Here is a 764-nt window from a genome sequence, read left to right on the forward strand (position 1 = left end):
ACCGACAACGATTTGCCGTAGTGTTGGCAATAGAGGCCAGTCGCCACGCGTTCAACGCCACCCGGCTCGCGCGCATGGTGTTTTGCGAAGATGACCTCCGACCGGTTTCGCCACAACATCAGAATGTCTCGCCGCTCCGGACCGAAGAAACGACGAAAGTCCAACAGTTCTCGATCGGCCTGATAGGGTGCATGATCCCCAGGCGTCATATAGGCGTCGAACAGTTGAACCCGCACGCCGTCGCATTCGCTAGAATGCGTTCCTTCTATGAATCTGCGTAAATCTCCGGTAACGCGCTCATCCGCATCGAAGCAAAACATCCAGTCGAACTGCAAATGTTCGCGCGCCGTCTGCAACAAGAGGCCGCGATGCCGACCCTCAGCAATTCGGCGTGCCTCGATGTCCGCTTCCCACGACCGATTTGTCACAATCAGAGCGACTTTTGGGTGTTCGCATAGAATCTCCAGCGTGCGATCCGCGCTCGCGTCATCATAAGCGACTATCGCATCGACCTGTTTGCCGACGTAGTCCAGTGTGTCTCTGAGAATAAGCGCTTCGTTACGAACGCGGGTGATGCCGATTAGAAGGTGCTTGTGACCCAATAAGCCTGTGTTGCAAGCAATGATTCGTTCGCCCTCGCGAAGTAGCCAACCAATGGTGCTCGGCATGATCACCGCCTCCCGACTATAAAAATTTGACACCAATGATGGCGGACGGGCGCGTATCGGCAAGATTAAGAATTTCTCGTTGTCGCTGCATCGAGC

General features: G+C 55.0%; 1 protein-coding gene. It reads right to left on the minus strand.

Annotated elements, in window-relative coordinates; translation table 11 throughout:
* The coding region (locus ACXJMY_RS38030) for a glycosyltransferase family 2 protein (protein ID WP_456624475.1) at positions 1–668 on the minus strand (668 nt) is incomplete at its 3' end.
* Between the last annotated feature and the right edge of the window lie 96 nt (positions 669–764).

The organism is Bradyrhizobium sp. P5_C12 (genome assembly GCF_054049735.1).